Raw genomic sequence first — 25139 nt, 5'->3', positions numbered from 1 at the left:
GGCATCCCTGCGCGGGCCGCGGCGCGATGCGCGCGGCCCGTCCGGCCTAGAACCTCAACATCAGCTTGATCAGCGCGGCGAAGCGCTTGCCGTACGGCGGCGCAAGCAGGTTGCGCGCGTTCAGGCGCGCTTGCGTGAGCACCGGTTTCATCTTCGAGAACGTCACGAAGCCGTCGTAGCCGTGGTACGCCCCCATGCCGCTCGCACCGACACCGCCGAACGGCAGGCTGCCGCACGCAATGTGCATCAGCGTTTCGTTGACCGACACGCCGCCCGAGATCGTTTCGTGCATCACGCGGTCGATCGTGCCGCCATCCTCGTCGAACAGGTAGAGCGCGAGCGGACGCGGGCGCGCGTTCACGTACGCGATCGCCTCGTCGAGCCGCTCGTACGGCACGAGCGGCAGCAGCGGCCCGAAGATCTCCTCCTGCATCAGTTGCGACGCAGCCGGCACCTGCGTGACCGCGCACGGCACGAAGCGGCGCGACGCGGGATCGGATTGCGCGTCGGACAGCGGATGCAGTTGCGCGCCGGCGGCCTGTGCGTCGCTCGCGAGTTGCTGCAGCCGCGCGTAATGGCGCGGCGACACGATCGTCGTGTAGTCGCCGTTGGCCGACAGGTCGGGATACATCTTCGCGAACCGCGCCCGCGCGCGCTCGATGAACGCGGCTTCCATCCCGCGCGGCAGCAGCACGTAGTCGGGCGCGATGCAGGTCTGGCCCGCGTTCAGCGTCTTGCCTGCAACGATCGCGTCGACGGCTGCATCGAAGCGCGCGTTCGGGCCGACGATCGCCGGCGACTTGCCGCCGAGTTCGAGCGTGACGGGCGTGAGGTTGTCGGCGGCCGCGCGCATCACGTGGCGGCCGACGTGCGTCGAGCCGGTGAACAGCAGGTGGTCGAACGGTAGCGCGCTGAACGCGGCGCCGACTTCCGCATCGCCGTTCACGACCGCGACGTGATCGCGCGTGAAGGTCTTCGCGATCAGTTGCTCGAACAGCGCCGACGTGCGCGGCGTCAGTTCGGACATCTTGATGATCGCGCGGTTGCCGGCGGCAAGCGCGCAGATCAGCGGGCCGGCCGCGAGCAGCACCGGGTAGTTCCACGGCACGACGATGCCGACCACGCCGAGCGGCTGAGGGATCACCTTCGCGCGCGCCGGGCGCAGCCACTTGTTCATCGGCTTGCGGATCGGTTTCATCCAGCGCTTGCCGTGCTTGAGCGCGTCGTCGATCTCTTCCTTCGCCATCCAGATTTCCGACAGCAGCACTTCCTGCTTCGCGCGATGGCCGAAATCGGCGCTGATCGCTTCGGCGAGCGCGTCTGCATGGTCGATCAGCATCGTGCGCAGCGCACGCAGGTGCTGCACGCGGGTCTCCCACGCCGGGTAGGGCGCGCGCAGGTAGGCCGCGCGCTGGTCGCGCAGCAGCGACGTCAGCGCATCGGCCGACGGCAGTGCTTGCGGGGCCAGTTCGGGCAGGTCGTTCTTCATGTCGTCTCCTCCAGTTGGGCCTGGCCTGTCGGCCAGCCGTCACGCCGCACGCGAGCGCTCGGCGAGCGCGGCGGCGCGGATCGGGATGATGCGCGTCGCGCGGCGCGGGGCCGGATGCGACGGGTGTTCGAAAAACGGTTGCTGCGTGCGGCGGGCGTCGCATCCGCGCGACGGTTTCAGCAGCCGAAAACCGCGCCGCGGCACATGCGCGTGTCGTGCGATACGACCGTTGCCGGGCCCGCGACGCGGCAGTGTGTGCGCCGGCCGTTGCATCGCAGCGGGGCAGCGCGATACGCATGCCGATACGGGCCGCAGCGCATCGTGCCGCTGCGGCGGAAAGCCGTCCAAACGGTCGGCGACGACGCGTGCCGTTCGATTTCGATCGGCTGCGCGCATGACGCCGATCGTCTTCGCGCGGGCAGCCGTTTGAAATGAAATGCGGGCCGCACGCGTCGCCTCCGGACAACCCGGTCGGCACACGGCCTGCAGAACCTCGCGCTGCATCGTCGTCTCTCCCGTTTCGCGACGGATCGGCTTCTCGTGGCCGGCGCGTCGCGCGAAGCGAATCAATACATCTTAAATTTAGTTCACGCGGGCGTTTAGAGGAATCGCTCTTGAATCGGCGCGCCGCGCGCGCGACGCGCCATTCCACAATGCCCGAACATTACAAGAGGGGACGCGGTCGCGCGGCGGTGCCGGGCGCCTTCCATGACACGACGGAGACGTGACATGCAATACGACTACATCATCGTCGGCGGCGGTTCGGGCGGATCGAGCCTGGCAGGCCGGCTCGCCGATGCCTGCCCCGACGCGACGATCGCGCTGATCGAGGCCGGGTCGCATACGGAGCGCAACCTGCTCGTCAACATGCCGGTCGGCATCGCGGCACTGGTGCCGTTCAAGCTCGGCACGAACTACGGTTACGAGACGGTGCCGCAGCCGGGCCTCGGCGGGCGGCGCGGTTATCAGCCGCGCGGGCGCGGGATGGGCGGCTCGAGCGCGATCAACGCGATGATCTATACGCGCGGCCACCCGGGCGATTACGACGAATGGGCGCAGCTCGGCGCGACGGGCTGGGGCTGGCAGGATGTGCTGCCGTATTTCCGCCGCGCGGAAGGCAACGAGCGCGGCGCCGACGCGTGGCACGGCGCGGACGGCCCGCTGTCGGTATCGGATCTGCGCTTTCGCAATCCGTTCTCCGAACGATTCATCCAGGCCGCGCACGCAGCCGGTTATCCGCTGAACGACGATTTCAACGGCGCGACGCAGGAAGGCGTCGGCTTCTATCAGGTCACGCACCGCGACGGCTCGCGCTGCAGTGTCGCGCGCGCCTATATCTACGGCCGCAACCGGTCGAACCTGCATGTGATCACCGACGCGACGGTGCTGCGCGTCGCGTTCGACGGCAAGCGCGCGGTCGGCGTCGAGCTGTCGCGCAACGGACGCGTCGAGACGCTCGGCGCGCGCGCGGAGGTGATCCTGTCGGCCGGCGCGTTCAATTCGCCGCAACTGCTGATGTGCTCGGGGATCGGCCCGGCGGAGCAATTGCGCCGGCACGGGATCGCGGTCGTGCAGGATGCGCCGGACGTCGGCACGAACCTGATCGACCATATCGACTTCATCATCAACACGCGCGTGAATTCGTCGGAGCTGGTCGGCGTGTGCCTGCGCGGGATCGCGAAGATGACGCCCGCACTCGCGCGCTATTTCTCGAGCCGCACGGGGATGATGACGAGCAACGTCGCGGAGGCCGGCGGCTTCATCAAGAGCGATCCGTCGCTCGAGCGTCCCGACCTGCAACTGCATTTCTGCACCGCGCTCGTCGACGACCACAACCGCAAGATGCACTGGGGCTTCGGCTATTCGCTGCACGTCTGCGCGCTGCGGCCGTTCAGCCGCGGCACGGTGGCGCTTGCAAGCGGCGATGCGCGCGACGCGCCGCTGATCGATCCGCGCTTCTTCAGCGATGCGCGTGATCTCGACCTGCTCGTGCGCGGCACGCAGGCGATGCGCCGCATCCTGTCGCAGACGCCGCTCGCGTCGCAGGGCGGGCGCGAGCTGTACACGCGGGCGGACCAGAGCGAAGCCGAGTTGCGCGCGACGATCGTCGCGCATGCCGACACGATCTATCACCCGGTCGGCACGTGCCGGATGGGCACCGATGCGCGCGCGGTCGTCGATCCGCAATTGCGCGTGCGCGGCGTCGAAGGGTTGCGCGTGGTGGATGCGTCGGTGATGCCGACGCTGGTCGGCGGGAACACGAATGCGCCGTCGGTGATGATCGGCGAACGCGCGGCGGACTTCATCGTCGCGGCGCGCAAGGGCGGCGTGCCGAGCGGCGCGGCGGCCGCGGCGGTGCACGGCCGCTGAGTGGCGCGCACCGGGCGGCAATCATGCTCAGGCGAACGTATCGACGAGGCCGGCGCGGCTCACGCTCGTGGCGGCCGGTGCGGATTGCACAGCGTCGGCCGGTGCATCGACGGCTGACGATCCGGCGTTCCCGCGTCGCGGCGACTGGCCGCCGGCGAAAGTCTGTTGCGGGTTCTGCTGCTGCGATGCGAAGCCGCCGTCGCTGACGGTCGCGCTGCCGAGCCCGAGCCCGCCCGCTTCCATCGCTTCGCGCAACTTGGGCAGCGCGGCTTCGACCGCGTCGCGCACCTGCGCGTGCTGCGACACGAACAGTGCGTGCGCATGGTTGTCCGCGACGCGCAGCACGACCTGCAGCGGACCGAGATCGGGCGGATTGAGCGTCAGCTCGGCGCTCTGCTGGTGCGCATTCGACAGGAACACGACCTTCTGGCTCAACGCGTCCGTCCAGTCGGGCGTGCCGACGTGCGGAGCGAGCATGTGCGCGTTGGCGGCGGCGATCGCGCTCGCGGCCGGCGACAGCTGCAGGTTGGCCTGCGCCGCGGCCGCAGCCGTTGCGCCGGCCGCGAGCGTCGCGCTGGCGGCCGGATCCGTCGCGTCGCTGACTGCCGCGAGCGCGTGCTGCGCGCCGGACTGCGCGTTCGCGGCGGCCTGCAGCGACTGCGCGGTGGCCTGCGTCGGCGTCAGCTGGGTGGCGGGCGCCCCTTTCGCGTCGGCGAGCGTGCGGTCGAAGGTCGGCACCTTCGGTGTCAGCGGTGCGGCGGCGGCGCTGGTCGATGCGGTGGATGCGGTCGATGCGGTCGATGCGGGTGCCGAAGCGGCGGCCGACGCCGTCGTGCCGGTCGCGGGCATCGCGATCGCACCCGAGCCGCCCGTCAGCTTGGCGAGCGCCGCCTGCAGCGCGTCGTGGCTCGACGCCGGCGCGTCCGGCTGGGCGGCAGCGTCCTTGGCGGCGTGATCCGGGAGCGTCGCCGTGGCGTCGGGCTGGCCGGCCACGGCCGTCTTTTGCGCCGTGCCAGCGGCAACGGCGGCAGCAGCGGCGGTGGCGGCATCGGCCGGCGTCGCGTTGTCCGTGCGCGCCTGCAGTTGCGCCTGCACGGCCGCGGCGGCGGCGAGCGCGGCTGCGTCGGGGCTGGGATTCGGGTTGGCAGTGACGCTCGTGTCGTCGTCCGACGAATCGTCGTCGGTGGCGGACGGCTTCGCGCCGGCGGCCGGCGTCGACGAAGCCTGTTTCGTCGATGCATCGCGTGTGCCGGAAATCGTCGCGTCATGACGCGTGACGACGCTTTGCTTCAGCGTCTGCGCGAACGGTACGGCGGCCGTGGCAGTCGACGCGGATGCGGCGTCGTTGCCGGTGGCGGCGCCGGACGAATTCGAGCCGCGGGCGGCCTTGAGTGCGGCGCCGGCGGTGTCGATCAGCGCGCCGAGCAGGGGCAGGGGAGGCATGGCGTTCTCTCGTTCGAATGCGGTGGTCGGTTACGACGAGCGGGCCGCGTCGGCCCGCATGCGCAGGATTTTCGCGGCGTGTTCGTCGGAGTCGCGCTGTTCGCGCCGCGCGTCGCGTTGCGCTTCCTGCGCGACGCCGCGCGCCTGCAGGATTTCATACGAGCCGACGGTGCGTTTCTTCTGTTGCCAGTTCGGGCGTGCCTCGTCGATGCGGACTTCGGCCGCGGCCAGCACGTTGCGCTGTTGCGCGATCGCTGTGTCGAGCGTGTCGATGAACGCCTGGAAATTGCGCCAGTTGCCGGCCGGCATCCCGTGTTGCGCGGATTGCGCGAAGCGCGCGTGATATTCGTCGCGATAGCGCAGCAGCGCGTCGAGCTGCTCGGCGGCCGAGCTGCGGTCGCGTTGCGCGGTGCCGAGCTGCTTCGCGGCGGTGTCGAGGTCTTCCTGCGCGCGGTCGAGCAGCAACTGCAGGGGAAAGCCGTGAGCCATCTGGATCAGCCTCCGTAAGCGTCGAACAGCGCATCGAGCGCGGTAAGGCTCGATGCGAACGGCGCGCATTCGCGAAAGCCTTGCTGCAGGAATGCCTCGATGCGCGGGTAGAGCGCGATCGCGCGGTCGAGCTGCGCGTCGCGGCCGGGGGCGTAGGCGCCGACCGCGATCAGGTCGCGATTGCGCTGGTAGCGCGACAGCATCTGTTTGAACTGCCGGACGTGGTCGAGATGCGTTTCGTCGATCAGCGCGGTCATCGCGCGGCTGATCGATGCCTCGATGTCGATCGCGGGATAGTGGCCGGCCTCGGCGAGCGCGCGCGACAGCACGATGTGGCCGTCGAGGATCGCGCGCGCCGAATCGGCGATCGGATCCTGCTGGTCGTCGCCTTCGGTCAGCACGGTGTAGAACGCGGTGATCGAGCCGCCGCCTTCCGGCCCGTTGCCGGTGCGCTCGACGAGCGCGGGCAGCTTTGCGAACACCGACGGCGGATAGCCTTTCGTCGCGGGCGGCTCGCCGATCGCCAGCGCGATCTCGCGCTGCGCCATCGCGTAGCGCGTCAGCGAATCCATCAGCAGCAGCACGTGCTTGCCCTGGTCGCGGAAATACTCGGCGAGCGACGTCGCGTAGGCCGCGCCCTGCATCCGCAGCAGCGGCGACACGTCGGCCGGCGCCGCGACGACGACCGAGCGCGCGAGCCCGTCCTCGCCGAGGATCTGCTCGATGAATTCCTTCACTTCGCGGCCGCGTTCGCCGATCAGCCCGATCACGATCACTTCCGCGCTCGTGTAGCGTGCCATCGTGCCGAGCAGCACCGACTTGCCGACGCCGGAGCCCGCGAACAGGCCCATCCGCTGCCCGCGGCCGACGGTGAGCAGTGCGTTGATCGCGCGCACGCCGACGTCGAGCACGTGGTGGATCGGTTCGCGCTCGAGCGGGTTGATCGACGGCGCCGACAGCGGCGCATCGACCTTCGACGCGAGCGGGCCGAGGCCGTCGAGCGGGCGGCCCGACGCATCGACGACGCGCCCGAGCATCTCCCAGCCGACCGGCAGTCGTTTCGCGCCCGCGAGCGGATCGGCGACGGGCGCGCTTTCGAGCGGCCACACGCGCGCGCCGGGCAGCACGCCGGCGACGTCGGTGGTCGGCATCAGGAACAGGCGATCGCCGGCGAAGCCGACGACTTCCGCTTGCGCGTGCGGCAGCGTGCTGCCGGGCGGCAGTTCGATCGTGCATTCGGCGCCGACCGACAGGCGCAGCCCGATCGCCTCGAGCACGAGGCCCGCGGCGCGCGTGAGGCGCCCGCACGGTCGCAGCGGCAGCGCGCGGTGGCTGCGTGCGGCGAGCCCGTTCAGGTGCGTGCGCCAGTGCGCGAGATGCGGATTGTGCGGCGCGCGCGGCGCGGCGTCGGCCGCGGCGGCTGCATGCTGCTTTGTGTCGTGTGCGGTGTCGTACGCGGCGTCGTGTGCAGCGGGGCCGAACGACGCGAGCGCGAGTTCGCGCTCGAGCGGCGTCATGCCGTCGTGCGCGAGCGATTCGGGCGGCCGCGTCACCACGTGCTCACCTTGCCGATCGCGGCGGCGACGCGCTGCCAGCGCGTGGGCAGCGTCGCGTCGACCTCGCCGGTCGCGGCGTGCGCGCGGCAGCCGCCGCGCTCGATCGACGCGTCGGTGCGCACGTTCCAGCCGAGCGTATCGAGATCGTCCTGCAGATAGGCTTCGACGACGGGCAGGTCGGCCGGATTCACCGCGAGATGCGGCGCGCCGGACAGCGCGGGTTCGGTCGCGAGCACGTCGCGCACGGCCGCGACGAGCGCGGCCGGGTCGTGCTTCACGTGCTGGCGCACGACCTGCTGCGCGATATCGAGCGCGAGTTGCGCGATGTCGGCCGCGAGATCGTGCTCGGCGGTCGACACGGCCTCGCGGAACGACGCGGCCAGCGCCGCGAGCTGCGCGGCCTGTTCGCGCACATCGGCCTGGCCGGCCTCGAAGCCCTGCGCGCGGCCCTGCTCGAAACCGGCCTGGTAACCGAGCGCCTGGCCTTCGACGTGGCCGGCCGCATGGCCTTCGGCGTGCGCGGCGTCGCGCACGCGCTGCAGTTCCTCGGCGAGCGCGGCGGCGGCCGCGGCCGCGTCGTCGGGCGGCGGCGGGGGCGGCGGCGGGTCGAACGACGCCATCTCCCACCGCTGGTACGCGGTGAGGGTGCCCGCGCGATCGCTCGCCGAATCAGACATACGCGTCTTCCGCCTTGCCGCCGATCACGATCTGGCCGCTCTCGGCGAGGTTGCGCACGATCTGCAGGATGCGGCGCTGCTGCGTCTCGACTTCGGACACGCGCACCGGGCCGCGCGCGTCGAGATCCTCGGCGAGCAGTTCGGCCGCGCGCTGCGACATGTTCGCGAGGAACTTCTGGCGCAGCGCGGGCGGCGCGCCCTTGAGCGCGACGATCAGCGTTTCCGACTCGACTTCCTTGAGCACCATCTGGATCGCGCGATCCTCGAGCTCGAGCAGGTTCTCGAACACGAACATCTGGTCGATGATCTTCTGCGCGAGATCGGCGTCGTACTGGCGCACGCTTTCGAGCACGCCTTCCTCATGCACGCTGGTCATGAAGTTCAGGATCTCGGCCGCGGTGCGGATGCCGCCCATCGGGCTGCGCTTCAGGTTGTCGCTGCCGGACAGCAGGCCCGTCAGCACGTCGTCCAGTTCACGCAGCGCGGCCGGCTGGATGCCGTCGAGCGTCGCGATCCGCAGCAGCACGTCGTTGCGCAGCCGTTCGGTGAAGCACGACGCGATCTCGGACGCCTGGTCGCGGTCGAGGTGCACGAGGATCGTCGCGATGATCTGCGGATGCTCGTTCTTGATCAGTTCGGCCACGGCGCCCGAGTCCATCCACTTCAGGCCCTCGATGCCGCTCGTGTCGCTGCCCTGCAGGATGCGGTCGATCAGCACGCCGGCCTTGTCCTCGCCGAGCGCCTTCGTCAGCACCGAGCGGATGTAATCGCTCGAATCGAGCGACAGCGCGGTGTGCTGCTCGGCTTCCTTCACGAAGTCCTGCAGCACGTCCTCGACCTGCTCGCGCGTGACGTTCTTCAGCGCGGCCATCGCGGCGCCGATCTTCTGGACCTCGCGCGGCGCGAGGAACTTGAATACCTGCGCGGCTTCTTCCTCGCCGATCGACATCAGCAGGAGCGCGCTCTTGGTCAAGCCTTCAGCGTTCATCGGACACCCAGTTCTTCACGACGGTGGCGACGATCTTCGGATCCTGGCGGGCGATCGTGCGCGCGTAGTCGAGGTTGCGTTCGTAGCGGTTCTTCTCGTTCTCGAAGCCGAGCAGCAACGAGTCGGGCTCCTCGGCCTTGACCGGCGCGGGCAGGCCGTCGAGCAGGACCGGATCTTCCGGCGCCGCGAGTGCCGGCGCGGCCGGCTCGGCCGGCGGGAAGGCGCGGCGCATCGCCGGGCGCACGAACATGAAGTAGAGCGCCGCCGCGGCCGCCGCGATGCCGAGCCACTTCGCGGCTTCCTTCGCCATCGCGATCATGTCGGGCTGGCGCCACCACGGCAGGTCGGCGTACGGGTCGCTCACGGTCGAGAACGCGCTGTTCACGACGTTCACCGAGTCGCCGCGCTTCTCGTCGTAGCCCATCGCGTCCTTCACGAGCTGCTCGACCTGCGCGAGCTTCGCGGGCGGCAGCGGCTGCATCGACACGTGGCCCTTCGCGTCGGCGACCGGCTGGTAGTTGACGACGACCGCGACCGACAGCCGCTTCACGTTGCCCATCGGCTGTTCGAGATGGCGGATCGTCTTGTCGACCTCGTAATTGGTCGTCTGGTCCTTGCGGTCGCTGACGGGTGTCGTCTGCGGCGCGTTCTGGCCGTTGCCGGCGACGATCGGCGCCGAGGCCGGCTGCGGCGGCGTGTTCGACAGCGCGCCCGGCACGCCCGACGCACCGCCCTGCGCGAGTTCGGTTGCGCTGCTGGTCTGCTGGCTGCGGATCGCGGCCTGCTGCGGCACGCCGTTCGGGCCGTAGCTTTCCGACGTCTGTTCGATCTTCGAGAAATCGAGGTCCGCGCTGACCTGCGAGCGCGCGTTGCCGGCGCCGAAGATCGGCGCGAGGATCGCGTCGATGCGCTTCTGCGTGTTGTGCTCGACCTGCTGCACGTACTTGAGCTGGCTCGCGTCGAGGCCGGACGCCGAAGCCGGCTGGGTCAGCAGGTTGCCGTCCTGGTCGACGATCGTCACGTTCTTCGCGGGCATGTCGGGCACGCCGGACGACACCATCCGCGTGATCGCCTGGACCTGGCCCTCGTCGAGCACGCGGCCCGGGTAGAGGTCGACGAACACCGACGCGCTCGGCGCTTCCTTGTCGCGCACGAACACCGACGGCTTCGGGATCGCGAGATGCACGCGCGCACCGCGCACGGCATTGATCGATTCGATGGTGCGCTGCAGCTCGCCTTCGAGCGCGCGCTGGTAGTTGATCTGTTCGGCGAACTGGCTGATGCCGAATTTCTGGTTGTCCATCAGCTCGAAGCCGACCGAGCCGCCCTTCGGCAGGCCCATCGCGGCGAGCTTCAGGCGCGTTTCATGCACCTGGTTCGACGGCACGAGGATCGCGCCGCCGGCGTCGGCGAACTTGTAGGGAACGTTTGCCTGCTGGAGCGCGGTAATGATCGCGCCGCCGTCGCGGTCCGACAGGTTGCTGTACAGCACGCGGTAGTCGGGCGTCCGGCTCCACAGCACCAGCGCGGTGATCGCGGCGATCGCGAACGCGACGGCGATCAGGAACGGCAGCTTCGGGTTGCCCTTCATCCGCGAGATGCCGGGAATGCGTTCGGCGAAGCCGCCAAGGCCGAAGTCCGCGCCAGCGCCACCCACGCCCGGCAACGCGGCGGCCGCGGCGGCGCCGGGCGCCGGGCTGGCGAGGCCCGCGCGGGCGTCGGGATTGATCAGCGAGTTGGCCTGCGAATCCATGCGTCGAGTTTCTCCGGAGCGGGACGACTGAGCTCGCTCGGACGAGCGGGCGGACAATGACACGATGCGATTATCGTGATCCGGGCCGTACTCCGATCGACCGAAAAGAGCGGGGTTTCCCCCGTACTTTCTCGGCTTTGACGCACGGCGCGCTGCTATTCTTTGCTGCGATCCGGCATGGTGCGCGTGGTGCGGCACCGGCGGAAACGCCCGGTGCGTCCGGGTCTCTTCTCTCAATTCTGGGGACAGCATGACTGCGAACGTCAGCGGGATCGGTTCGGTGTTGCAACAGATGCAGTCGATGGCCGCGCAGGCGTCCGGCGGCGTCGCGAGCCCGACGGCGGCGCTTGCCGGCTCGGGCGCGGCGACGGCCAGCACGTTCGCGAGCGCGATGAAGGCGTCGCTCGACAAGATCAGCGGCGACCAGCAGCACGCGGCCGGCGAGGCGCAGGCGTTCGAGGTCGGCGCGCCGAACGTGTCGCTGAACGACGTGATGGTCGACATGCAGAAAGCCAACATCGGCTTCCAGTTCGGGCTCCAGGTCCGCAACAAGCTCGTGAGCGCCTACAACGACATCATGCAGATGTCGGTGTGACGGGGGCCGGGCGGGCCCGGCGGGCCGACCTTCCGCGCCCGGCGGCGGCCCCGCGCGCCTAAAGCTTTCCAAATCCCTTCCGATAACTCCGGAGAAGGCCGCGTCGTGCGATGCACGGCAGCGGCTCCCATATAGCTACCGCATGACAAGGAGATGCGCATGTTTTCCCCAGGACACGCTGGAGCCAATGCCTACGCGCGTGTCGGCGTCGAGACCGGGGTGATGGGCGCCTCGCCGCACCGGCTGATCGCGATGCTCTACCAGGGGGCGCGGCAGGCGATTGCACTGGCGCGTATGCACCTGCAGCAGGGCAACGTGTCCGCGCGCGGCGAAGCGATCGGCAAGGCGATCCGGATCGTCGAGAGCGGCCTGAAGGCGTCGCTGAACCGCGACGTGGGCGGCGAGATCGCGGATCGGCTCGATGGGCTCTATGCGTATATCGGCCGGCGTCTGCTGGAAGCGAACGCGCAGGCGAGCGATGCGATGCTGGTCGAAGTCGACGGGCTGCTCGCGACGCTCGAGGAAGCATGGACGGGGATTGCCCCGGAAGCCGCGCGCATGGCCGCGCAACAGGCAGTGGAAGCATCAAGATGAATCGCAAGGCCGAATACTTCGCTCGTTACGAGGCGCTCGCAGCCGTGTCGGGCCGGATGCTGTGCGCCGCGCGCGGCGCCGACTGGAGCGCGTTGCCGGGGTTGCAGGCCGAATTCCTGCAACTCGTCGACGGGCTGAAGGAGGCCGATCCGGGCGTTGCGCTCGACGAATCGGATCTCGGCCGCAAGCTCGACCTGATTCGCCGCATCCTGGCCGACGACGCCGCGATCCGCGATCTCGCGAGCCCGGACGTCGCGCGGCTGTCCGCGCTGTTCGAGGCGCGGCGCTCGACCAAGGTATTGACCGATCTCTACCGCGCGCGCGGGTAGGGCCCGTTACCGCAGGCGCGCTGTTCCCGAGGGCGGCACGGATGTGCCGTTCCCGGATTCGCAACGATGTGGCTGAGGTGAGCAGGCTCCGATCATGACCGGTATCGACCCCGTTGCAGCCGCGCTGCTGGCGAGCCGTCTCGACAGCCTGCTGACCGGCACCGTGTCGGCGCCCGCCGGCGGCGGCGCGACCGCGCAGGTCGGCACGCCGGGTGCCGGCGCGTCGTCCTCGCCCGCGCCCGCCAGCCCGCCCGCCGCGCCGCCGGCTTCCACGCAGACCGCGCTGTCCGATGTCGGGCGCGTGCTCGACGCGATCTCGCGCGCGGGCGGCGATGCGACGCCGGTCATCGCCGGGCGCACGCCGCTGCTGGCCGATCCCACCGTGCTGCTGACCGAGACGACCGTGCCGGCGCGTGCGCCGGCCACGTCCGATCCGGCCGCGCCTTCCACGTCTTCCACGTCTTCCACGCCGGCTCCCGCGGCGGCGTCGTCCGCCGCGGCTGCGCGCGAAGCGGCCGGGCTGCCGCCGGTCGCGGCGCTGCGCGCGGCGCTCGCGCAGGCCGTGAGCGAGAGCGGCCTCTTCTACGAATCCCATCTGGCGCAGTGGCTGGCCGGCCAGCGTCCGCTCGCGGCGCTGATGCGCGAGCCGCAGGCGCGCCTGACGGCTACGCTCGCGCCGATCGACCCGGATGCCGCGCAGCACGACTCGACCGATGTGCTCGACGAGCTGCTCGCACAGCGCCTGCCGCTGCCCGCGAACGCGCGGACAGCCGCGCAACCGGGCGCACCGGCCCAAGGCGGCGCGCCGGCTCGCGACCCCGCCCAGGCTTTGCCGGCGGCCGCCCGGCAGGGCGCGTCGTTGCCGCACGACACGGCCGATCCGCTCGACGCGCGTGCCGACACGCGCTGGACGCCCGCGCGCGCCGAACTGGCCGGCGCGTCGTCCGATCCGCAGGCGCAGACACTCACGCCCGTGCATCCGGCCGCCGTGCCGATCGTCCGGCAGCAGCTCGACGCGCTCGCGACCGACCAGTTCCGCTGGGCGGGCGAGGCGTGGCCCGGCGCGCGGCTCGACTGGACGATCGAGCCCGACGATCCGGGCAACCGCGCACCGCACGGCGGCGACGACGCGGGCGACGGCATTGCCTGGCGCACGCGCCTGACGTTGACGCTGCCGTCACTCGGCACGGTCGACGCGGAGCTGGTGCTGAACGGCACGCAGCTCGTCGCGCGGCTGCGGGCGAACCAGACGGGCGCCGACCGCCTCGCGCGGCACGAGGCCGCGCTGCGGCAGCGGCTCGAGGGCTCGGGGCTGCAGGTTGGCGGGCTGTCGATCCGCGCGGTCGACGACGGGCCGGACGGTTTCGACCTGTTTGCCGCGCAGGCGGCGGCCGCCGCGTATGCGCGCGGCGCGGCCGGCGGACCGGCACCGCGCGCGCCGGGCGGCGATGACGAGGCGTGGCAATGAGCATGACGTCCCGCAAGCGCGCGGCCGCGCTCGTCTACGACCCGAAAGGCGGCGATGCGGCGCCGCGCGTGGTCGCGAAGGGTTACGGCGTGCTGGCCGAGATGATCGTCGCGCGCGCGCACGATGCGGGGTTGTACGTGCATACGGCGCCGGAGATGGTGTCGCTGCTGATGCAGGTCGACCTCGACGATCGCATTCCGCCGCAGCTCTACCAGGCCGTCGCGGATCTGCTCGCGTGGCTGTACGCGCTCGATCGCACCGAGCCCGGGCCGGACGACACCGTGCCGCGTTTCCCGCTGCCGCCGCTGCGCTGAACGGCCCGGCATCGCGCGGCTTCTTACGAAATGCTGTCTCGGCCTTGCATGGTCATTCTGTCGGCATTTGTGGTCTATCGATCGTCATCGAGGCGCAACGTGCGCGCTTCGTTCGAATTTCATCGCTCGCCGAGCGTGCCGCTGAGTCCCCGGACGGATTGAGCCGGCATTTGATTTGTGTAATGATATCCATTCTCATTTTCATGTTGCTCGGGCGGCGTGCGATTTCTGCGCGCCGCCCGTTGTTTTGAACGAATGGATACTTTCGCGTGAACGCGCCCGAAACGATCAATCCGCCCCGCGCAGGCGTCACCGTATTGCGCCCGGTGGCCCGCCCGCTGAGCGACGACGAACTGGCCGCGCGCCGCCAGCGCTCGCGCCGGGCGACCTTCATCAAGTGGCTGCGCAAGGTGCACGGCTGGGTCGGGCTGTGGGGCGCGGTGCTCGGGCTGCTGTTCGGCGTGACGGGCGTGCTGCTCAACCACCGTGCGCCGCCGCTGAAGATTTCGACCGGCGAGCCGCAGGTCGAGGAGATGCAGATCGCGTTGCCGGCGTCGGTGCCGAAGACACCCGCCGCGATGACGAAATGGCTGCAGCAGGAACTGCATTTCGACGGCAAGCCGGGCCGCATGCGCAAGGAGCCCGCGCAGGCCGTTGCGTGGGGCGACCGGCGCGTGATGCAGCCCGAGCACTGGCAGATGGGCCTGTTCGGGCCGCACCAGAACCTGCAGGCCGAATACTGGGTCGGCAATGGTTACGTGTCGGTGAAGCGCACGGGCAACACGTTCCTGACGACGCTGAACAACCTGCATCGCGGCGTCGGGATGAACCTCGGCTGGGTGCTGCTGATGGATACGATCGCGGGCTCGCTGATCCTGCTGTCGCTGACGGGCGTGCTGTTGTGGACCGAGCTGAACAAGCGCCGCACGGTCGGCGTCGTGCTGGTCGTCGGTTCGGTCGCCGCGGCGCTTGCCGCCGGCCTGACCTGATCGACGCTCGCGCCGGCCTGCCGCCGGCGCGAACCGTTTCGACCGTGCGTCCGGTGCATCCGGCGCGGCCGAAGCGGTTCGCCGGTGCGGATCAGAGGCCGCAGGCCGCGCCGCTGTTCGCCGCGATCTCCCGCGCGGCTTTTGCACCCTCGACCTGCAGGATCGTCGGCAGCGACACGTTGTTCTTCGCGGCGGTGATCTCGGCCAGGATCGAGATCGCGATTTCCGGCGGCGTCCGGCTGCCGATGTAGATGCCGGCCGGCCCGTGCAGCCGGCCCAGTTCCGCTTCGTTCAAGTCGAATTCGCGCAGCCGTTCGCGCCGTGCCGCGTTGTTGCGCCGCGAGCCGAGTGCGCCCACGTAGAACGCGGGCGTCTTCAACGCCTCCATCAGCGCGAGATCGTCGAGCTTCGGATCGTGCGTGAGCGCGATCACGGCCGAGCGCGCATCGAGCTTCATGTCGAGCACCGTATCGTCCGGCATCGTGCGCACGACGCGCGTGCCCGGCACGTCCCACGCATCCGTGTATTCCTCGCGCGGATCGCACACCGTCACCTGGTAGTCGAGCCCGACCGCGATCTGGCACAGATAGCGCGACAACTGGCCGGCACCGATCACGAGCATCCGGTAGCGCGGCCCGTGGATCGTCATGAGCCGCTCGCCGTCGAACGAGAGTCCGTCGGTCGCCTGCGCGGGCGACAGCGACGCACGGCCGGTCGCGAGCGTCATCGTGCGCGTGACGAGGCGGCCGGCCTCGACTTCCGCGCACAGCGCGGCAATCCCGCTGTCGCGCGTGAGCGGCTCGAGCACGAGCTGGATCGTGCCGCCGCACGGCAGCCCGAAGCGGTGCGCTTCCTCGGCCGTCACGCCGTACTTGAGCGCTTCCGGGCGCGCATCGGCCGCGATTCCGCTTGCGTGCACGCGGGCGATCAGGTCGTCCTCGATGCACCCGCCGGACACGGAGCCGACCACGAGCCCGTCCTCGCGCACCGCGAGCGTCGCGCCTTCGGGGCGCGGCGACGAGCCCCACGTCTTCACGACCGTGACGAGCAGTACGCGGCGCCCTTCCTCGAGCCAGCGCGCGCTCGTCTTCAGCACGTCGAGATCCACACTTTCCATCATCGGTTTCCAGTTACAGGACGGGCCTGGCGGCCCGTCGTTCGATGGCGGAATTATGAACCGCCCGGCGCAAGCGTGCAGGAAGGGGGGGCGAGCAGGGAAGCCGCGACGCGGGAAGGCGGGGCGGCGCGGATGGCGGGTGCGCCATCCGAAGGCGAGACCCGTAGCGGAGTCGGTCGGCGCCCGCCCGGGCTGGTCCGGGCGAGGCGCGCTGGTGGGGTGCCGGGCGGATCCGCCCGGCGGGCGATGCGTCAGAGCGAACCCAGGTACTGCGTCAGGTTGCGGATGTTGTTGTCATACGCGCTCGACGTGCCAAGCTCGACGCCGCCGCTGCGCACGTAGTACTCGAACGTCACGGAGCGGGTGCCGAAGAACGGCAGGAAATTGTCCGGCTGCAGCGTCGTGCCGTTCAGGCCGATCGCCCAGTTCCTCGACTTGTACAGCTCGAGCTCGCGGATCGTCGCCTGGACCTGGTTCGTCTCCGACGCGCGAATCGCGGCGATGTGCTGCGTCAGCGTCTCGATGTTCGCCTGGTATGCGCTCGGCTCGCCGACCGAGACGCCACGCGCGCGGACGTAGTAGCTGAACGGCAGGTTGCGCTCGGTAAAGAACGTCAGGAAACCGTCCGGCGCGAGCGTATCCCCGTTCAGCCCGATCGCCCAGTTCTTGCTCTGATAATCCCTGAGCCCCGCAATCGTCTGGTTGGCCGCGTTGATTTCGACCTTTGCCGTGACGTTGACCAATGTATTGCTCATGACAGACCTCTCTGGTTCTTGTTGAACTTCGGACAGGTGCAGCGACATGCCTCCGGATGGAGGCAATTCAATACCAGCGACCGGAGTATCCGGTTTTAATTGTGATTAATTAAAGGTGTGCTGAAAATTCGTTTATGAACGCGCAATGAATTTCTGTTTAATGAAAAAGCGATTCGATGAAATCGATTGCATCGCGCCGCGCCCCTGCTGCGGCGTCTTCCCCGTCTGATCAAGGCTGGGCGGGTGTGTGCGCTCGGCCGACCTGAATACTAGTTTGACGAATGCAAGAGTTCAACATCGATCGCGAGATTATTTTATCCTATTCATATTCAATTCAATCGAATTACATTTTTAATCGATTGATGTGCTGATCCGAATCGAATATATCGGTATTCGGAAAACGATCGGTGAGAATGGGAATTGCCGCACGAATCGTTGCAGGAAACGCAACGTGGCGACGTGACGAACGATGGAAGGGTCGGGAGGGTGCGGGGCCGGTATCCGGCCCCGCGGGTGCGCACCGTGCCGCGTGCGGCACGGCGGCGATCAGTGCGCGTCTTCGTGACCGTGCGCGAGCTTCGAGTGATGCCGCGAGTACAGGAAGTAGATCACGAGGCCGATCACGAGCCAGATGCCGAACGCGGCCCACGTGATGGGCTGCAGGTTCAGCATCAGGAACAGGCACGATGCGACCGCGAGGATCGGTACCACCGGCACGCCGGGGCAGCGGAACGCGCGCGGCAGGTCGGGGTGCGTGCGACGCAGCACGAGCACCGCGATCGACACCATCGAGAACGCCGCGAGCGTGCCGATGTTGATCAGTTCGGCGAGCACGTTGAGCGGCACGAGCGCGGCGATCAGCCCGAAGAACAGGCCGACGAGCCAGGTCGTCAGGAACGGCGTCGCGAAGCGCGGATGCACGCGCGACAGCGTCGCCGGCAGCAACCCGTCGCGCGACATCGCGAAGATCACGCGCGTCTGGCCGTAGCTCATCACGAGGATCACGGTCAGCATGCCGAGCACCGCGCCGAGATCGATGAAGCCCGCGACCCAGTTCTCGCCGGCGACCTGCAGCGCGTACGAGATCGGGTGCGAGATGTTCGCGTACTGGGCCGACGGCACGATGCCGGTCGCGACCGCGGCGACCGTCACGTACAGCACCGCGCACACCGCGAGCGACGCGATGATGCCGATCGGCAGGTCGCGCTTCGGGTTCTTCACTTCCTCGGCCGCCGACGACACCGCGTCGAAGCCGATGAACGCGAAGAACATCACGGCCGCCGCGCCGAACACGCCGTTCCAGCCGTGCGGCATGAACGGCTTCCAGTTCGCGGGCGTCACGTGGAAGATGCCGACCGCGATCACGAGCAGCACGACCGACACCTTGATGAACACCATGATGTTGTTGATGCGGGTCGACTCGCGGATGCCGATCGACAGCAGCGTCGTGATCACGAGCATCACAAGGAACGCGGGCAGGTTGAACCACGTGACGACGCCCGGCACCGCGCCGGGCGCCGCCGTCAGCACGGCCGGCAGCGACAGCCCGAAGCCCTGCAGCAGCGACTGCAGGTAGCCCGACCAGCCGACCGACACGGCCGACGCCGCGAGGCCGTACTCGAGCATCAGGTCCCAGCCGATGATCCACGCGACGAGCTCGCCGAGCGTTGCGTACGAATACGTGTAGATCGAGCCGGCGACGGGGATCGACGATGCGAACTCCGCGTACGACAGCGCCGCGAGGCCGCAGGCGATCGCGGCGATCACGAACGACAGCATCAGCGCGGGGCCGGCCTGCACGGCGCCGGTGCCGGTCAGCACGAAGATGCCGGTGCCGATGATCGCGCCGATGCCGAGGAAGGTGAGATCGATCGCGCCGAGCGCTTTCTTGAGCCCGGCGGCGTGTGCGCCGGCGATCATGCGATCGACGTTTTTCTTGCGGAAGAGGGACATTGCGGATGAATCGCCAGCGCGCGCGAGCGCGGCGGCGCTGACTGAGTGAAAACCCGTAATTTTAGCCGATTTGGCGAACAAGACCCGCTGCGATGCAGCGGCGCGTCGCGGAATCGTCCGAGAAAACAAGCGCTTGCGCGCAAGACGGGCGGCGGTTGAGGGCGACGCGGCGCGCGCCGCGCCGTTGAATCCGGCGAATCGGGTGTCTCGGGCGAATCAGGCGCCGGCCGTGGGCGCCATGTCGACGAGCTGGTTGCTCATCACGTAGAACGTCAGCTCCGCGTTGTTCGACAGCCGCATCTTCTCGAGCAGCCGCGACCGGTACACGCTCACCGTCTTCACGGACAGCGACAGCGTGTTCGCGATGTCGGTGAGCCGCTTGCCCGACGCGAGCATGCAGAGCGTCTGGTATTCGCGGTCGGACAGTTTCTCGTGCGGCAGCGGTTCGTTCTCGAACGACACGTATTCGGCGAGCGCCTCGGCCATCGCGGGGCTCACGTACTTGCGGCCGGCCGCGACCTGCTGGATCGCGCCGATCATCTGCGCGGCGTTGACCGTCTTCGACAGGTAGCCGGCGGCACCGGCCTTCAGTGCGCGCACCGCGTACTGGTCCTCGCGATACATCGAGAACATCAGCACGGGCGTGCGCGACAGCTTGCGCTTCAGGCGCTTGAGCACCTCGATGCCGTTCGTGTCCGGCAGCGAGATGTCGAGCAGGATCACGTCGAATTCCTGTTTGTCGGCGGCGGCCATGGCATCGCCGCCGTTCTCGGCCTCGGTGACGTTGCGCGCGATGCCGCGGTCGAGCAGCAACTGGCGGATCCCTTGCCGGACGATCGCGTGATCGTCCACGAGCAGGATGTTCAGGCTCATGACGACCTCACGAAAGCGACGCGCGGCGTGCCGCGACGGGCACCGCGAGCAGCGAATCCCACGCGAAGCGCGCGGTGACGCGCGTGCCGTGGCCGGTTTCCGGCGTGGCCGTCTCGAAGCTGCCGCCGAACGCCTCGCAGCGGGCGCGCATGCCGGCGAGGCCGTAGCCGGTGCGGCGGGACCGCGAGAAACCGGTCCCATCATCGGAGACAATCAGTGACAGATGCGTGCCGTCGGTGGCGATCCGTACGTCGACCGACGCGGCACGCGCGTGTTTCGCGACATTCGACAGCGCTTCCTGCGCGACGCGGAACACCGCGAGCGCACTGGCGCCGGCGATCTGCGTCAGGCGCGCGTCGGCCGCGCACACGAAGCTCGTGCGCAGGCCCGTACGCGTCGCATGGCTGTCGACCCACGACGACAGTGCACCGACCACGCCCGCGTCGAGTGCAGGCGTGCCGCGCTCGTCGATCAGCCGGCGATTGGCGTCGGTTGCGGCGTCGAGCGCCTGCTGCGCCAGCTCCAGCGCACGCAAACAACCGTCCGGCGCATCGGCCGGCAGCCACGTTTGAACGTTTGCGAGCGCGAAACGCGCGGCGGTGAGTTCGGCGCCGAGCCCGTCGTGCAGCTCGCCGGCCAGGTGGCGGCGGGCGGCTTCGTCGGCGGCCAGAAGTTGGGCGGACAGCGCCGCGATCCGCGCAGCGGATGCGTCGCGTTTCGACGGGGTTTTGGCAATGGGCGGAGTAGCGGCGCCGCTGTGCACGAGCTGCCGCGACGGGAACGGGGCGTGGGCGCCCGCGGGCGCGTTAAGCGACGTATCCATGACTCTCCCTGCTGTCAGAAAGCGGTTCAGACACCGGTTGGCTGCGTGGATCGGCTGCCGTTTCGATGACGGTCGCCGCCAGAGAATCGCCCCCTACCGAGGTAACAAAAGTTACGTCTTGTAACACTTGCATCCGACCCTTCCACTGTCATCCGAACGGCAACCACGCGCGGCGAATAATATCTCAAAATTTCTGAAAACGTCATGTCGGGCGGACATTTAAGGGTAAATGTGAATAATCGGCGTGAACGTGTTGTAGGAAAAACACTGACACCCGAGCACCGGCCGATGACGTATCCAAATGTAACTATTTGAGATGGAATGGTCCCAGTTTGTTACGAATTCGCCAAGTAGGAACAAAAAAAAACCGGAGCTTTTGCTCCGGTTCTTGATGCGGCACAAATTTCGGGGACTGATCAGTCGACGAATGCGCGCTCGATCACGTAGTGGCCCGGTGCGCTGTTCTTGCCTTCGACGAGGCCGGCCTGCTTCAGCAGGTCGGTCGTGTCCTTCAGCATCGCGGTGCTGCCGCACAGCATCACGCGGTCGTTTTCCGGCGAGAACGGCGGGACGTCGAGATCGGTGAACAGCTTGCCCGTCGCGATCAGGTCGGTGATCCGGCCTTCGTTGTCGAACGCTTCGCGCGTGACCGTCGGGTAGTAGATGAGCTTTTCCTTGATGATGTCGCCCAGGTACTCGTGGCCCGGCAGGTCGTGCTTGATGTAGTCCATGTACGCGAGCTCGCCCTTCAGGCGGCACGTGTGCGTCAGGATCACCTTGTCGAAGCGGTCGTAGATGTCCGGATCGCGGATGATCGACATGAACGGCGCGAGGCCCGTGCCGGTCGACAGCATCCACAGCGTCTTGCCCGGCAGCAGGTTGTCGGCGACGAGCGTGCCCGTCGGCTTCTTGCCGATCAGCACGGTGTCGCCCACCTTCAGGTGCTGCAGGCGCGACGTCAGCGGGCCGTTCTGCACCTTGATGCTGAAGAATTCGAGATGCTCTTCGTAGTTCGGGCTGACGATCGAGTAGGCGCGCGCGAGCGGCTTGCCGTCGACCTCGAGGCCGACCATCGTGAATTCGCCGTTGTTGAAGCGCAGGCTCGCCTCACGGCTGCAGGTGAAGCTGAAAAGCGTGTCGGTCCAGTGGTGGACGGATTGGACGGTGGCGGTGTCGTATTTGCTCATGGCTTTGAAAACGGACGCGCGTGGCGAACGCGTGTAACGGGCCCAAAAACGGGCAAAAAAACCGAGTGCGACGGCCCGATCGCGGATCGGCCGGCCGGCGCGTCGGACACGCGCCTTCTCGATGACAGACGATTGACGAACTGGTTATTTTACCCTGTTGGCGCTGATCGCGGGCTTGACCCCCGTGGTGGCGCGGATTTGGCGCAACGTATTATTTCAAATCGCTTTCAGCGGTCGGCCGCGAGTTTCGCGCCGAGGCCGACGAGCGCCACCCCGCACAGCGCGTCGAGCGGGCGCCGCACGCGCCGGTAGCCGCGCTGCGCGCGCGGGCTCGCGAACAGGTACGCGACGCACGAATACCAGCCGGCCGACAGCACGCCGATCGTCACCAGCACCGCGCCGTTGAACCACAGCGGCACGTGCGCGGGCAGCATCGCCGCGAACACGCTGGTCCAGAACGCACACGATTTCGGGTTCGTCAGGCAGGTGAACAGGCCGCTGCGATAGGCGCGCAGGTAGTCGCGCGCGTGCGGCGCGGCCAGCGGCGCGCGTTCGTCCGGCGCGTCGGCCGGCGCCGCGTCGCGGCGCACGCCCGAGCGCAGCAGCTTGAAGCCGAAATACACGAGATACACGGCGCCACCGATCCGGATCGCCTCGTACAGCCATTCGACCTGGTGCAGCACGGCCGCGAGGCCGAGCATCGCGAGCGTCGCCCACGCAACCGACGCGGTGCCGACGCCGAGCGCCGACGCGGCGCCGAGGCTGCGCCGCCCCGCGAGCGACAGTTGCGAAATCATGAAGAAATTCGGGCCGGGCGTGATTGCCGCGACGAGATAGACGACGGCGATTTGCAGCAGGATCGGCAGGTAGGACATGGCGGCGCGGCCCCCGAGGCGGGGCGGTGGCGGGATGGGCAAGCCGTTAATGTAACGTGCGCCGCGCGGTCGTGCTTCAGCGGAACGTGATCGAACCGCGAGCGGGATCGTTATGGCGGATCGAGGCGCAGGCGCGCGATGTACGGCAGGTGGTCCGACAACCACGCGGCCTCGCCGGACGGCGCGCGCCATTCGAGCGGCGTCAGGCCGCGCACGAACATCTTGTCGAGCGCGAGCGCCGGCGAGAACGCGGGGAACGTGCGGCCCGATTCGCCGAGCAGCGTCGCGACCTCGGACATCCCGATCTCGCCGAACAGCGCGACGGAATCGTTGCGCCAGTCGTTGAAGTCGCCGGCGAGCATCAGCGGGCCGTCGCCCGCGTTGCGCACGATCCAGTGCGCGATCCAGTGCATCTGGCGTAGCCGCGCGGCGCGCGTGAGTGCGAGGTGCGCGCACAGCAGCGTGACCGGGCGCGCGCCGGCGAGCGTCGCGCGCGCGACGAGCAGCCCGCGCCGCTCGAAGCGGTGCGCGGAGATGTCCCAGCGGCCGCCGAGGTCGAGCGGATGCGGCGACAGGATCGCGTTGCCGTGCCGCCACGACGGCTTGAACACGTTCGGCCCGAGCGCGATCTGCCAGTCGAGCGCATGCGCGATCTCGGTGGCCTGGCAGTGCCACACGTCGTCGACCGCGTCGTCGATCTGCGCGCCGAAGCCGGGCGCGAGCACGGGGCGCGGCATGCGGCGTGCCATCGCTTCCTGCAGGAAATACACGTCGGCGTGCGTCGACTGCATCCAGTTGCGCATCGCGTTCCATGCGGTGAAGCCGAGCGGCGAGCGGCCCTTGTGCAGGTTCCAGCTGACCGCGGTGATTTCGTCGGGTGCGGCGTGCGGTTCGGCGAACGGCAGGGACAGGGCGTCGGCGGACATGACGCTCAGTCCTTCGCGACGTGCGCACGCACGCGGTACACGAGGTGCGGGTGCTGTTCGACGAGCGTCCAGTCGGTCCACGCGTCGCCGCCGACCGACAGGCCGGGATGGCTTGCGACGATCTGCCGCGGCGATGCGGGCACGCACGGATCGCTGCGCGTCGCGTTTTCGTCGTCGAGCGTTTCCTGCACGTCGAGCGCGAGCGACACCGTGTTCGCGCTTGCGTCGACCGCGAGCGGCGCGACCGTCACCGAGCGCGAGCGCTCGGTCGGCACGACGCGCGCGGCATTGCCGCAGCCGACCGGCACGGCGGAAGGATAGCGATGGGTATCGGTGCGGGTCTGACCCACGGTGGTGCGTTGCTGGAACGTGTCGATCGTCTGACCGTCGCGCACCACCTGGATCTCCCACGCGACGGAGGCCGGCGCGGGGCTCTGCGCATGGGCGGCGAGCGCGATGCTCGCGAGCAGGACGGCCAGGCCGTGTTTCAGCATGAAACGTCTCCGGAAACGCGGAATAGCGGGGAACGGACGCACATCTTACGCCCGAACGATTTCGATCGTGATGTGACAGGACCCGCCGCGACAGGTTCGCCGCGCGAGGCGGCCCTCTTCGAAAGGTAGGGCCGCGTCACGTGTTTTCAAGCGAAAAAGCGCGCGAACTCGGCGACCGGCGCGCGCTCGGTGACGAGGCGGTTCTCGATCGCGTCGGGGTCCGCATGGCCGAGCGACATGCCGCAGATGAATTGTTCGTTGGCGGGAATGCCGAGATGTTCGGCGACGATCCGGTGAAACGGCACGAACGCGGCCTGCGGGCAGGTATCGAGCCCGCGTGCGCGCGCGGCCGTCATCACACCGTGCAGGAACATCCCGCAATCGAGCCACGCGCCGTGCGTCATCACGCGATCGAGCGTGAAGAACAACGCGACCGGCGCATCGAAGAAACGGAAGTTGCGCGCGTGCTGCGCGTGCATGCGCGCTTTTTCGTCGCGGCCGATGTTCAACAGGCCGTACAGGTCCCAGCCGACCTTGCGGCGCCGGTCGATATACGGCGACACCCATTCGCGCGGGTAGTAGTCGTACTCGGCGACGTATTTCTCGTCGCGCGCGGGATCGTCGTGGGCTGCGCTCAGCGCGGCGGCGAGCGCATCGCGCGTGGCGCCCGTCGCGACGTACACGCGCCACGGCTGGATGTTGGTGCCCGACGGCGCGCGGCTCGCGGCTTCGAGGATCGCCTCGAGCGTGTCGCGCGGCACGGGTGTCGGCAGGAACGCGCGGATCGCGCGGCGCGACGTGAGCGCCGCGTCGACGGCGCCGATCGCATCGGCATCGACGCGCGCAGAGGCAGTGGAAACGGACATCGGCATACCTTCGGGACCGGGCGCGACGCGCCGCGCGGGCGCCGTCGGCGAGGGCCGGCTCGGCGGGTGAATGGGTGGGTGAACCGACGATCATACGCCGCGGTGCGCAGGCGTGCAGCGCGCGCCGGCTGTTAGCAGCACACTCGCGCGGCTGCTTGCTTGCGTGCGGATACGGGACCGCTACACTGAAATCGTAAGGGTCTGATGGTTGTGTGA

Annotated in this window: 24 protein-coding genes; 7 read left to right on the top strand and 17 right to left on the bottom strand. The window is 68.8% G+C overall.

Annotated elements, in window-relative coordinates; genetic code table 11:
- Nucleotides 1-46: 46 nt before the first annotated feature.
- Nucleotides 47-1489, bottom strand: coding sequence for a coniferyl aldehyde dehydrogenase (locus tag ACN22W_RS17025; protein ID WP_419685473.1), 1443 nt, complete (start codon nt 1487-1489; stop codon nt 47-49).
- 729 nt (nt 1490-2218) lie between these two features.
- On the opposite strand from ACN22W_RS17025, the gene ACN22W_RS17020 reads away from it, so the two are divergent.
- Nucleotides 2219-3859: a GMC family oxidoreductase gene (locus tag ACN22W_RS17020; protein WP_419685472.1), complete on the top strand. Its 1641-nt coding sequence runs from the start codon at nt 2219-2221 to the stop codon at nt 3857-3859.
- Nucleotides 3860-3886: 27 nt separating this feature from the next.
- On the opposite strand, the gene ACN22W_RS17015 is transcribed toward ACN22W_RS17020, so the two are convergent.
- From ACN22W_RS17015 to fliF, 6 genes are read right to left on the bottom strand one after another with little or no spacing between them, the layout of a single operon-like run.
- Nucleotides 3887-5302 carry a flagellar hook-length control protein FliK gene (locus ACN22W_RS17015; RefSeq protein ID WP_419685471.1) on the bottom strand — a complete coding sequence of 472 codons (1416 nt, stop codon included), beginning with the start codon at nt 5300-5302 and terminating at the stop codon, nt 3887-3889.
- Nucleotides 5303-5332: 30 nt separating this feature from the next.
- Nucleotides 5333-5791: a flagellar export protein FliJ gene (gene fliJ, locus ACN22W_RS17010; RefSeq protein ID WP_048244615.1), complete on the bottom strand. Its 459-nt coding sequence runs from the start codon at nt 5789-5791 to the stop codon at nt 5333-5335.
- A gap of 5 nt (nt 5792-5796) precedes the next feature.
- Nucleotides 5797-7347: a flagellar protein export ATPase FliI gene (fliI, locus tag ACN22W_RS17005; protein WP_419685470.1), complete on the bottom strand. Its 1551-nt coding sequence runs from the start codon at nt 7345-7347 to the stop codon at nt 5797-5799.
- Entirely contained in the window at nt 7341-8024 is a 684-nt protein-coding gene (gene fliH, locus ACN22W_RS17000) for a flagellar assembly protein FliH (protein ID WP_129513210.1), read from the bottom strand. Before fliH ends, fliI begins: the two co-directional genes overlap by 7 nt.
- Entirely contained in the window at nt 8017-9012 is a 996-nt protein-coding gene (gene fliG, locus ACN22W_RS16995) for a flagellar motor switch protein FliG (protein ID WP_048252004.1), read from the bottom strand. The genes fliH and fliG overlap by 8 nt, the downstream gene beginning before the upstream one ends.
- Nucleotides 9002-10765, bottom strand: coding sequence for a flagellar basal-body MS-ring/collar protein FliF (gene fliF, locus ACN22W_RS16990; protein ID WP_412022846.1), 1764 nt, complete (start codon nt 10763-10765; stop codon nt 9002-9004). Before fliF ends, fliG begins: the two co-directional genes overlap by 11 nt.
- Nucleotides 10766-11015: 250 nt before the next feature.
- Between fliF and fliE the strand changes: the two genes are divergently transcribed.
- The 6 genes from fliE to ACN22W_RS16960 all read left to right on the top strand — a co-directional run bounded on the left by fliE (nt 11016) and on the right by ACN22W_RS16960 (nt 15054).
- Nucleotides 11016-11360 (top strand): flagellar hook-basal body complex protein FliE, encoded by a 345-nt coding sequence (gene fliE / locus ACN22W_RS16985; protein ID WP_129513208.1) that lies wholly within the window; start codon nt 11016-11018, stop codon nt 11358-11360.
- Nucleotides 11361-11519: 159 nt separating this feature from the next.
- Nucleotides 11520-11954 (top strand): flagellar export chaperone FliS, encoded by a 435-nt coding sequence (fliS, locus tag ACN22W_RS16980; protein WP_129513207.1) that lies wholly within the window; start codon nt 11520-11522, stop codon nt 11952-11954.
- The gene (locus ACN22W_RS16975) at nt 11951-12283 is read left to right on the top strand and encodes a flagellar protein FliT (protein WP_129513206.1); all 333 of its coding nucleotides are present in this window, start codon (nt 11951-11953) and stop codon (nt 12281-12283) included. The genes fliS and ACN22W_RS16975 overlap by 4 nt, the downstream gene beginning before the upstream one ends.
- Before the next feature lie 94 nt (nt 12284-12377).
- A complete protein-coding gene (locus ACN22W_RS16970) occupies nt 12378-13751 on the top strand; it encodes a flagellar hook-length control protein FliK (protein ID WP_419685469.1) in 1374 nt (457 codons plus the stop codon).
- A complete protein-coding gene (locus ACN22W_RS16965; RefSeq protein ID WP_343495019.1) occupies nt 13748-14065 on the top strand; it encodes an EscU/YscU/HrcU family type III secretion system export apparatus switch protein in 318 nt (105 codons plus the stop codon). The genes ACN22W_RS16970 and ACN22W_RS16965 overlap by 4 nt, the downstream gene beginning before the upstream one ends.
- 269 nt (nt 14066-14334) lie before the next feature.
- Entirely contained in the window at nt 14335-15054 is a 720-nt protein-coding gene (locus ACN22W_RS16960) for a PepSY-associated TM helix domain-containing protein (protein ID WP_193099365.1), read from the top strand.
- 91 nt (nt 15055-15145) lie between these two features.
- Here the strand turns inward: ACN22W_RS16960 and ACN22W_RS16955 are convergent, their stop codons facing one another.
- The 10 genes from ACN22W_RS16955 to ACN22W_RS16910 form a co-directional block, all read right to left on the bottom strand.
- Entirely contained in the window at nt 15146-16171 is a 1026-nt protein-coding gene (locus tag ACN22W_RS16955) for an XdhC family protein (protein WP_343495017.1), read from the bottom strand.
- Between the two features lie 251 nt (nt 16172-16422).
- The gene (locus tag ACN22W_RS16950) at nt 16423-16926 is read right to left on the bottom strand and encodes a hypothetical protein (protein ID WP_419685468.1); all 504 of its coding nucleotides are present in this window, start codon (nt 16924-16926) and stop codon (nt 16423-16425) included.
- Between the two features lie 546 nt (nt 16927-17472).
- Nucleotides 17473-18879, bottom strand: a complete 1407-nt coding sequence (locus ACN22W_RS16945) for an amino acid permease (RefSeq protein ID WP_129513201.1) — start codon at nt 18877-18879, stop codon at nt 17473-17475.
- Nucleotides 18880-19095: 216 nt separating this feature from the next.
- Entirely contained in the window at nt 19096-19752 is a 657-nt protein-coding gene (gene rqpR / locus ACN22W_RS16940; RefSeq protein ID WP_048248296.1) for a response regulator transcription factor RqpR, read from the bottom strand.
- Between the two features lie 7 nt (nt 19753-19759).
- Entirely contained in the window at nt 19760-20575 is an 816-nt protein-coding gene (rqpS, locus tag ACN22W_RS16935; RefSeq protein ID WP_419685467.1) for a quorum system sensor histidine kinase RqpS, read from the bottom strand.
- A gap of 416 nt (nt 20576-20991) precedes the next feature.
- A complete protein-coding gene (locus ACN22W_RS16930; protein ID WP_129513199.1) occupies nt 20992-21762 on the bottom strand; it encodes a ferredoxin--NADP reductase in 771 nt (256 codons plus the stop codon).
- 227 nt (nt 21763-21989) lie between these two features.
- Nucleotides 21990-22637, bottom strand: coding sequence for a LysE family translocator (locus tag ACN22W_RS16925; protein WP_048248299.1), 648 nt, complete (start codon nt 22635-22637; stop codon nt 21990-21992).
- A gap of 110 nt (nt 22638-22747) precedes the next feature.
- On the bottom strand, nt 22748-23563 hold the full coding sequence (locus ACN22W_RS16920; protein WP_129513197.1) for an endonuclease/exonuclease/phosphatase family protein: 816 nt from the start codon (nt 23561-23563) through the stop codon (nt 22748-22750).
- A gap of 5 nt (nt 23564-23568) precedes the next feature.
- On the bottom strand, nt 23569-24057 hold the full coding sequence (locus tag ACN22W_RS16915; protein ID WP_129513196.1) for a hypothetical protein: 489 nt from the start codon (nt 24055-24057) through the stop codon (nt 23569-23571).
- Nucleotides 24058-24203: 146 nt separating this feature from the next.
- On the bottom strand, nt 24204-24923 hold the full coding sequence (locus ACN22W_RS16910) for a nitroreductase (protein ID WP_419685466.1): 720 nt from the start codon (nt 24921-24923) through the stop codon (nt 24204-24206).
- Nucleotides 24924-25139: the final 216 nt, after the last annotated feature.

It is taken from the genome of Burkholderia theae (assembly GCF_048565265.1).
In the GTDB taxonomy this organism is placed as follows: Bacteria; Pseudomonadota; Gammaproteobacteria; order Burkholderiales; family Burkholderiaceae; genus Burkholderia; species Burkholderia theae.
The sequence above is the reverse complement of the archived record's forward strand: the minus strand, read 5'-3'. Positions and strand labels throughout refer to the sequence as shown.

Excerpts from the sequence above, each read along its gene's own strand:
- ACN22W_RS17025 (WP_419685473.1), bottom strand. The coding sequence starts at position 1,489 with ATGAAGAACGACCTGCCCGAACTGGCCCCGCAAGCACTGCCGTCGGCC.
- ACN22W_RS17020 (WP_419685472.1), top strand. The coding sequence starts at position 2,219 with ATGCAATACGACTACATCATCGTCGGCGGCGGTTCGGGCGGATCGAGC.
- ACN22W_RS17015 (WP_419685471.1), bottom strand. The coding sequence starts at position 5,302 with ATGCCTCCCCTGCCCCTGCTCGGCGCGCTGATCGACACCGCCGGCGCC.
- fliJ (WP_048244615.1), bottom strand. The coding sequence starts at position 5,791 with ATGGCTCACGGCTTTCCCCTGCAGTTGCTGCTCGACCGCGCGCAGGAA.
- fliH (WP_129513210.1), bottom strand. The coding sequence starts at position 8,024 with ATGTCTGATTCGGCGAGCGATCGCGCGGGCACCCTCACCGCGTACCAG.
- fliG (WP_048252004.1), bottom strand. The coding sequence starts at position 9,012 with ATGAACGCTGAAGGCTTGACCAAGAGCGCGCTCCTGCTGATGTCGATC.
- fliF (WP_412022846.1), bottom strand. The coding sequence starts at position 10,765 with ATGGATTCGCAGGCCAACTCGCTGATCAATCCCGACGCCCGCGCGGGC.
- fliE (WP_129513208.1), top strand. The coding sequence starts at position 11,016 with ATGACTGCGAACGTCAGCGGGATCGGTTCGGTGTTGCAACAGATGCAG.
- fliS (WP_129513207.1), top strand. The coding sequence starts at position 11,520 with ATGTTTTCCCCAGGACACGCTGGAGCCAATGCCTACGCGCGTGTCGGC.
- ACN22W_RS16975 (WP_129513206.1), top strand. The coding sequence starts at position 11,951 with ATGAATCGCAAGGCCGAATACTTCGCTCGTTACGAGGCGCTCGCAGCC.
- ACN22W_RS16970 (WP_419685469.1), top strand. The coding sequence starts at position 12,378 with ATGACCGGTATCGACCCCGTTGCAGCCGCGCTGCTGGCGAGCCGTCTC.
- ACN22W_RS16965 (WP_343495019.1), top strand. The coding sequence starts at position 13,748 with ATGAGCATGACGTCCCGCAAGCGCGCGGCCGCGCTCGTCTACGACCCG.
- ACN22W_RS16955 (WP_343495017.1), bottom strand. The coding sequence starts at position 16,171 with ATGGAAAGTGTGGATCTCGACGTGCTGAAGACGAGCGCGCGCTGGCTC.
- ACN22W_RS16950 (WP_419685468.1), bottom strand. The coding sequence starts at position 16,926 with ATGAGCAATACATTGGTCAACGTCACGGCAAAGGTCGAAATCAACGCG.
- ACN22W_RS16945 (WP_129513201.1), bottom strand. The coding sequence starts at position 18,879 with ATGTCCCTCTTCCGCAAGAAAAACGTCGATCGCATGATCGCCGGCGCA.
- rqpR (WP_048248296.1), bottom strand. The coding sequence starts at position 19,752 with ATGAGCCTGAACATCCTGCTCGTGGACGATCACGCGATCGTCCGGCAA.
- rqpS (WP_419685467.1), bottom strand. The coding sequence starts at position 20,575 with ATGGATACGTCGCTTAACGCGCCCGCGGGCGCCCACGCCCCGTTCCCG.
- ACN22W_RS16930 (WP_129513199.1), bottom strand. The coding sequence starts at position 21,762 with ATGAGCAAATACGACACCGCCACCGTCCAATCCGTCCACCACTGGACC.
- ACN22W_RS16925 (WP_048248299.1), bottom strand. The coding sequence starts at position 22,637 with ATGTCCTACCTGCCGATCCTGCTGCAAATCGCCGTCGTCTATCTCGTC.
- ACN22W_RS16920 (WP_129513197.1), bottom strand. The coding sequence starts at position 23,563 with ATGTCCGCCGACGCCCTGTCCCTGCCGTTCGCCGAACCGCACGCCGCA.
- ACN22W_RS16915 (WP_129513196.1), bottom strand. The coding sequence starts at position 24,057 with ATGCTGAAACACGGCCTGGCCGTCCTGCTCGCGAGCATCGCGCTCGCC.
- ACN22W_RS16910 (WP_419685466.1), bottom strand. The coding sequence starts at position 24,923 with ATGTCCGTTTCCACTGCCTCTGCGCGCGTCGATGCCGATGCGATCGGC.